6 protein-coding genes and 1 pseudogene are annotated in these 7,576 nt (G+C 39.9%); all 7 read right to left on the reverse strand.

Annotated features, from left to right (window positions below):
• Positions 1 to 1,449 (reverse strand): Asp-tRNA(Asn)/Glu-tRNA(Gln) amidotransferase subunit GatB, encoded by a 1,449-nt coding sequence (gatB, locus tag BUB92_RS04245; protein WP_073090535.1) that lies wholly within the window; start codon positions 1,447 to 1,449, stop codon positions 1 to 3.
• Entirely contained in the window at positions 1,450 to 2,901 is a 1,452-nt protein-coding gene (gene gatA / locus BUB92_RS04250; protein ID WP_073090537.1) for an Asp-tRNA(Asn)/Glu-tRNA(Gln) amidotransferase subunit GatA, read from the reverse strand. It lies immediately after the preceding gene.
• Between the two features lie 14 nt (positions 2,902 to 2,915).
• Positions 2,916 to 3,200 carry an Asp-tRNA(Asn)/Glu-tRNA(Gln) amidotransferase subunit GatC gene (gene gatC / locus BUB92_RS04255; RefSeq protein WP_073090539.1) on the reverse strand — a complete coding sequence of 95 codons (285 nt, stop codon included), beginning with the start codon at positions 3,198 to 3,200 and terminating at the stop codon, positions 2,916 to 2,918.
• Positions 3,201 to 3,700: 500 nt separating this feature from the next.
• Positions 3,701 to 5,851: a DUF6449 domain-containing protein gene (locus BUB92_RS04260; RefSeq protein ID WP_073090542.1), complete on the reverse strand. Its 2,151-nt coding sequence runs from the start codon at positions 5,849 to 5,851 to the stop codon at positions 3,701 to 3,703.
• Positions 5,826 to 6,725 carry an ABC transporter ATP-binding protein gene (locus BUB92_RS04265; RefSeq protein WP_073090545.1) on the reverse strand — a complete coding sequence of 300 codons (900 nt, stop codon included), beginning with the start codon at positions 6,723 to 6,725 and terminating at the stop codon, positions 5,826 to 5,828. The genes BUB92_RS04260 and BUB92_RS04265 overlap by 26 nt, the downstream gene beginning before the upstream one ends.
• Positions 6,718 to 7,104: a GntR family transcriptional regulator gene (locus BUB92_RS04270; RefSeq protein ID WP_073090548.1), complete on the reverse strand. Its 387-nt coding sequence runs from the start codon at positions 7,102 to 7,104 to the stop codon at positions 6,718 to 6,720. The genes BUB92_RS04265 and BUB92_RS04270 overlap by 8 nt, the downstream gene beginning before the upstream one ends.
• 167 nt (positions 7,105 to 7,271) lie before the next feature.
• A pseudogene (locus BUB92_RS04275) lies at positions 7,272 to 7,576 on the reverse strand (Rpn family recombination-promoting nuclease/putative transposase); the annotation flags it as partial.

Consider the following 7,576-nt stretch of genomic DNA (forward strand, 5'->3'; position numbering starts at 1 on the left):
TCACTCCTTACTCAGATATTCGCGCAAAAGCTCATTTACCAGTGCCGGGTTTGCCTGTCCCCTGGTAGCTTTCATCACCTGTCCGACCAAAAAGCCAAAAGCCTTTTCCTTGCCGCTCCTGTAATCTTCCACTACTTTGGGATTATTCTTTATCACTTCTTCCACAATCCCTTTTAAAGTCTGGACATCCGAAATCTGCACCATACCTTTTTCCTTTATAATAACCTCGGGCTCCTTGCCGGTATTAAACATCTCCTCAAAAACCGTCTTGGCCATTTTGCCGCTTATGGTGCCATTATCGATAAGCTTTAACAGAGAAGCCAGGTGCTCCGGCCTGAACTTAACCTCTGTTATCTCCATATTATTCTGGTTCAAATATTTATTGAGTTCACTCATCATCCAGTTAGCAACCGTTTTCGCATCAGGATAAAGAGCCACACACTGGTCAAAAAAGGCTAAATATTCCGGAGTTAAAGTTATAATTTCAGCATCATAGCTGGAAAGCCCGTATCTTTCCATAAGCCTCTGTTTGGCCTGTTCAGGCAATTCCGGCATATTCTTTTTAATCTCTTCTACCCATTCCCGGCTAATCCTCAAGGGAGGCAAATCGGGATCAGGAAAATACCTGTAATCATGAGCCTCTTCCTTAGAGCGCATAGAACGGGTAACCTGTTTTTCTTCATCCCAGGTGCGGGTTTCCTGAACAATCTCTTCCCCATCTTCAATAGCTTCTATTTGTCTTTTAGCTTCATATTCAATAGCTCTCTCTAAAGCTTTAAACGAATTAAGGTTTTTAATTTCCGTTCTAACTCCTAATCTGGTTTCTCCCTTCCGCCTTACTGATACATTAGCATCACACCTTAAAGACCCTTCCTGCATCTTGCAATCAGATACCCCGGCAAAAAGGAGTATAGAGCGGAGTTTTTCCATATAAGCTCTAGCTTCCCTGGCACTCCTGATGTCAGGTGCAGAAACTATCTCTAAAAGAGGTACACCAGAACGATTAAGGTCAACCAGAGAAAAAGGACTGGAGGTAATTGTTCCCTGATGTACCAGTTTACCTGCATCTTCTTCCATATGAGCTCTTATAATCCCAATCCGCTTCTTTTCACCATCTACCTCTATCTCTACATAACCATTTTTGCAGATAGGAAGGTCATACTGGGAAATCTGGTAAGCTTTGGGCAGATCAGGATAAAAATAATTTTTGCGATCAAATTTGCAAAACTCCGCGATTTCGCAGTTTAAGGCTAAACCAGCGCGGATGGCATATTCTACCACCTTGCGGTTCAATACCGGGAGCATACCGGGAAAGCCGGAACAAACGGGACATACCTGAGTATTGGGCTGGGCCCCGAATTCAGTGGAACAGGAGCAGAATATCTTGGTCTTAGTTTTCAGCTCTACATGCACTTCTAATCCTATTACTACTTCAAATTCACTGTGCAACTACTTCACCTCCAGTGCTGGCTTAACCTGGTGATAAGAGGTAGTCTGCTCAAAGGCATAAGCAGCCTTCAGCATAGTTCCTTCATCAAAGGCTTTGCCGATAATCTGCATCCCAATAGGCAGGCCTTCCTTAAAACCGCAGGGTATAGACATTCCCGGCAGCCCTGCCATATTAACAGGTACTGTCAAAATATCGTTCATATAGAGGGTTAAAGGGTCACTTTGTTCTCCCAGTTTAAAAGCCACCGTGGGAGTGGTAGGAGAAATTATAATATCAAAATCCTCAAAAACCCGAGCAAAATCATTATAGATAAGCCTTCTCACCTTCAAAGCCTTCAGGTAATAGGCATCATAATAACCAGAACTTAAGGCATAAGTTCCCAGCATAATCCGCCTTTTTACCTCCGGTCCAAAGCCTTCCTTTCTGGTATTAGAAAACATATCTATCACATTATCAGCTTTAAAATCCCTGAGGCCATATCTTACTCCATCAAAACGAGCCAGGTTGGCACTGGCTTCAGCAGGAGCAATTATATAGTAAGCAGGCAGGGCATATTCGCTGTGCGGAAGGGATACTTCTTCTACTACTGCCCCCATTTCCTCATAATGCTTCAATGCTTTCATGACAGCTGCCTTAATATCTTCATCGACGCCTTTACCAAAATACTCCCGGGGATAAGCAATCTTCATCCCTTTTATATCTGTATGCAAAAAAGAAGTAAAATCAGGGACTTCAAGATCAACACTGGTAGAATCAAGAGGATCCTTGCCGCATATTATATTCATAATCAGAGCACAGTCTTCTACATCCTTGGCAAAAACACCTACCTGGTCAAGAGAAGAAGCAAAAGCTACTACCCCCCAGCGGGAAACCCTGCCATAGGTAGGTTTCATGCCCACTATACCGCAAAAAGAAGCAGGCTGTCTTATCGAGCCTCCGGTATCGGTTCCCAGGGTAAAAAACACTTCATCAGCAGCTACGGCAGATGCCGAACCACCAGATGAACCTCCCGGCACCCTTTCTAAATCCCAGGGATTACGGGTAGGAAAAAAAGCAGACTGTTCCGTAGAAGAACCCATGGCAAACTCATCCATGTTAAGCTTGCCTACCAGAAGCCCGTGCTGTTCATCTAAAAGCCTGGCCACCGTAGCATCATAAAAAGGAACAAAATTGGCAAGCATACGGGAAGAACAGGTAGTTTTTACCCCTTTGGTACAGATAATATCTTTCAAAGCATAAGGAATACCTTTTATGGCTCCTTTTTCCGCTTTCTCATCACACCAGCTTGCTTTATCATAAGCTAAATCTTCGGTTATGGTTACAAACGATTTGACTTTATCTTCAACCTTCCTTATCCTTTCCATAACCGCATCTAAAACTTCCCGGGCCGAAACTTCTTTTTTATCCAGCAGAGCTTTTACCTCATGTACTGTCATCTCATAAAGCTGCATTAAAAAGAACCTCCTTAGACTATTTTCGGCACCTTATAATAACCATCTTCCGTAAGAGGCCCATTGGCCATTATCTCCTCCCGGGGAGGGCTCGGCTTAACTTCATCTTCCCGGAAAACATTAAATACCGGCAATATATGAGCCAGCGGTTCTACCCCTTCCGTAGATAGTTCATTCAATTTTTCCACATAGCCTAAAATAGCTCCCAGCTGCTCGGCAAAAACCTTTTTTTCCTCTTCCGTAAGGCTAAGCCTGGCCAGCATAGCTACATGTTCGACTTCTTTTATGGTTAAAGCCATGGTAAGTACCTCCTAATCCTTTACCAGCATTCATGCTCAATATTATACCAAAAAAACGCATATTTAAATAAAAATTTTACCTAAATAAAATCGCATCCGTCAAGCAAAATCGATGTTTAATAAGAAGTTATCTTTATTTAAAACATTGCATACTTATAATTTGGCTTATTTTAGTAAGCATCATTCCCTTTTTATGCAGCCTATCCCCTAGTTATAAAAAAATAAAATCCGGGTAATCTTTAATAAGCCCCCGGATTCTACCAATCCATCTCAGGTTAATAATCATTTTTTTCCTCATAAAAACTATCTCTCCTTAGTTATGAGAGCAATTATTATTTATTACCATATTCATAGTTTAGAATAACACCTGAAATAGCAATTGTCATATAATAAGCAGTAATCCCATCCGGATTATACCAGAAAGCGTACCCTTACATCATCATAAAGAATTATCTGGTACAATCTGATATAAGAGTAGATTTTTAAACAAAACCTCTTTGCTAAATGCCTGATGGCTTTTCAGTTATAATGCCGGTAAAAACAGGAACAGTTGTATTCTCAAAATCACGTGCAAAAACTACCAGGTAGCCATTTAAATAATCCAGATCTTCCTGCACCGCATAGGGATAAACATAACAGCGTAGACAATATTCTATAGCTTCCTTATCATCTATCCTGACAAAACCCTGCCTGAACAGCAGATCTAATTCCAGCTTCTGTTCCCCCACCTTTTTTATAAACTTTTCAGGATCCTTCTCTTCTATCTTCTTAATCAGAACACAGCTTATATCTTTTCCCGGTATAATCCTGGCCTCCTCATACTTTCCTATCTTTTTAAGCCATTCATCAAAATAGGTAAAAGTTTTTTCCCAGGCTATCGATTCTATTCTATATCCTTCAGGTGGACTATCATCTTCAATTATAAAATCAATACTACCCCAAAAAGTGCGTCCCGGTTTAAACATTTCTTCATAAGTTAGGCTTTCTATATCTTTTTTAAGAGCAGCAACAGCCTCAGCAATTAGAGCAGGATCTTTTATAACCACATTTTTATGTTCAACTTCATAGCCATTTATAGACATCTCCCTCACCTTGGCCAGCGGCAGATGATAAATGCTGAAATTGTTTTTCTTGTACTCTTCCGATTCGTAGACAGGTTTTAAGGCGGAAGCATATCTTTTCCTTTCTACCGCATATTGCCGGATAAAAAGACTTCCATCCTTTTTCTCATAAATAAGACAAATCTTCTGGTATCCCGGATGATTCATAAATTTTTTCATATTTGTATTCCGCTCTCTTTTCAAGCTTTCCCGGTCGGCAACTATTTTCTCCTGCAGTTCTATAATCTTTTTTATATTTTCCTCACCATAAAAAACATTTAAAGCTGGTCTTGTAAGTCCTTGCTTTTTCAGCTCTTTAGGATCAGCTCCCCTTTTTATCATCTGTTCTATATCGCGTTCAAGTTTAAAATAGCCAAAAGACTGATCCATATATACATATTTTATATCATCTAAATCCGGCAGCTTTTTTTCATAACCTGCGATGTCAATCTTAACTACCAGAAGCATAAATATAATTGCCAGTCCATAAACCAGATAACCCCGCCAGATGCGGAGATGAAAAATATCAAACGACCGTGCAAGCAGTATCTCCACTCCCGCATAAGCCAGCAGAGAACCTAACAAATAACCTGTATATGTCCAGATAATGCTTCCCTGAGTCTCTCCCCAGTAGCTTCCCAGGAGCAGCATAACACAGAATACTACTCCATACCGGAATATCTCCTTTAAAATATCAAAGGTTATCGCTTCACCTGCTCTTTCCAGCTTGCGTCTGTTATAAAGATAAAGTCCTGCCAGGTAAAAAACAGCCATAAGGAAAAAAGGTAATAATAACTGCCTGTAATCTAAAACTATATCTGTGGGCATGGCTGTTATTAGATAGGTAAATCTATTAGCCCCATAAAGATTCATTATTCTGTTCACCAGATCATATCTTTCCAGGACATAGCTATAATATTCTGCCGGCCACCCCCAAAGCAGAAAGCCTAGATTTGTATTTAGCAAAAATATAAAACCGGCAGGTAAATATAAAGCTATAAAAGTTAATAAAGCCTGCAGAAAAGACATTCCGGTAATTGTACCCAGGAATACACAAAGAGAGAGCATAAATAAATTCAGAAGCGAGGATAAAAAAAGCCATTTCCCAAGATAAATCCCGCTTAAATACGGTATGCCGTAAATGCCAGCTAGAAGCCATACTATAAATATATTCAAGAATAAAGGTACAAGCAGCAAAATACAACCTGCCAGCATATGTGTGTGATAAAAAGTCTTACGACTTACAGGCAGAGCATGATGGAAAGCTACTTCTTCACCGTTTTGCAAATAGCGAAACAGTAAAATCCCGGTCAAAACAGGCATTGCCAGCAGCAAAAAAGCCAGCATTGGAGAGCGATAGGGCATCAAAATCTCCAGGTATTTATAAGGCATATCATAAGCCATAAAATCAGGAGGCATATGCTGTAGCATTATAATCCGCAAAGGTATCAGGAAAAAAATCCCCAAAAAATATATGATGCCTAAAAAAGCCCATCGTTTCATATCATTCTTCAATATACCCTTATTAATCAAAAAGTTGTTTGACCGCATAATCTTTTCCTCCCATCTCATATATAAATACTTCTTCCAGGGTGAGAGGCAAAATATCAAGAATAACCGGTTTATAAGCCATAAACCGGCTTACTACTTCATCCCGGGAGCCCCGGCTTATGAATATCAGCACACTGCCTCTTTTTTCTATACATTCACCATTTTCCGGTTTAAAAATATCCGCTGGTATCTCCTTATTAAAAGCCAGTTGCACCTTGTGCATATTGGCTTTATAATCATCCAGATCCTTTTGCAAAAGCATCTTTCCTTTATGTAATATTCCTATATAATCACACAAATCTTCAATCTCTCTTAAATTATGGGAAGAAATGACTATCGTCATATCCCTTTCCGCCACTTCGCTTACCAGAAGCTGTTTTACCTTTTTGCGCATTATCGGATCTAAGCCATCTAGAGGTTCATCCAAAATCATGAGCTCGGGATTTAAAGAAAAAGCTAACCAGAAAGCCACCTGCCTCTGCATTCCTTTCGATAGACTCCTTATTTTCCTATTCCTTTCGATAGAAAAAACTTCTTCCAGTTTTAAATATTTTTTATCATCCCACCCGGGATAAACTGTTTTGTAGAAACGAGCCATATCGTCAATCGTAAAATTATCGTAGTAATAAATCTGATCTGGAATAAAGGCTATCTTCCTTTTTACTGCCGGGTTCTCAAAAACCGGTTTCCCTTCTATGCTTAATTCTCCTTCTTCCTGCTGGTAAATGCCGGCCATTATTTTTAAAAGTGTCGTCTTACCTGCTCCGTTGGAGCCTAAAAGTCCATATATCGAAGCTTTGCGAACGGATAAGCTAACCTTGTCTAAAGCTTTTAGATCATAAAAACATTTGGTAAGCATATGCGCTTCAATCAACCTCTTTCCCTCCTTCTAGGTTTTTTATCTCATCTAAGATCTTTTCGATTTCTTCCCCGGTCAAACCTAAAAAAAGCATCTCCAGCACTATCTTTTTAAGTTCCTCCTTAAGCTCTCTAATTCTCCCTTCTTTTTCCCCGGGTTTTATTCCACCGACATAATTCCCTTTACCAGGAATAGAATATATATATCCCATCCTTTCCAGTTCCCGGTAAGCCTTCTGAACCGTATTGGGATTAACTGCTAGATCAGCAGCTAGGACTCTTACCGGTGGCAGCTTTTCATCAGGTTTTAAAACTTCGTTTACAATAAGGTCTTTTATTTTTTCTACCAGCTGTTCATATATAGGCTTGCGACTCCTAAAATCCAGTTCAAACATAAAACACCTCCCTGGTAGTTCCATTACTTTCTGCCTGGCTATCCTGTTTTGGTGTTATATCTGTATTATTATTACTAATACAATTATAACAGTTTGCCTTAAACACATAAACACAAGGGGACGGTTCCTTTGTGCTGTCTGGCATTTATACCGTCCCCCTGTACTTTTTAGTTCAATTTTTTCTTTAACTCCTCTATCCTCTCTACGGAAAGCCCGGTAATCTCTACTATTGTTTCTATGTCCAATCCTTTTTGCAAAGCATTCAGGGCTGCTTCCTCTTTGCCTTTTTCTATACCTTGCTCTATACCTTTGGCTATGCCTTGTTCTATACCTTTAGCTATACCTTGCTCTATACCTTTCCTTATCCCTTCCTCTATCCCCTCTCTTCTCCACTTTTCCGCTAAGGTCATTAAATCCTCCCTCCTCTCAGGAAGTATTTTCTCTATACATTCTATAAGGATTTCCTCATCTA

This window comes from Thermosyntropha lipolytica DSM 11003 (assembly GCF_900129805.1).
Taxonomy (GTDB): Bacteria; Bacillota; Syntrophomonadia; order Syntrophomonadales; family Syntrophomonadaceae; genus Thermosyntropha; species Thermosyntropha lipolytica.

Coding starts and splice junctions, on each gene's coding strand:
- gatC (WP_073090539.1), bottom strand. CDS start 3,200: ATGGCTTTAACCATAAAAGAAGTCGAACATGTAGCTATGCTGGCCAGG.
- gatA (WP_073090537.1), bottom strand. CDS start 2,901: ATGCAGCTTTATGAGATGACAGTACATGAGGTAAAAGCTCTGCTGGAT.
- BUB92_RS04270 (WP_073090548.1), bottom strand. CDS start 7,104: ATGTTTGAACTGGATTTTAGGAGTCGCAAGCCTATATATGAACAGCTG.
- BUB92_RS04260 (WP_073090542.1), bottom strand. CDS start 5,851: ATGCGGTCAAACAACTTTTTGATTAATAAGGGTATATTGAAGAATGAT.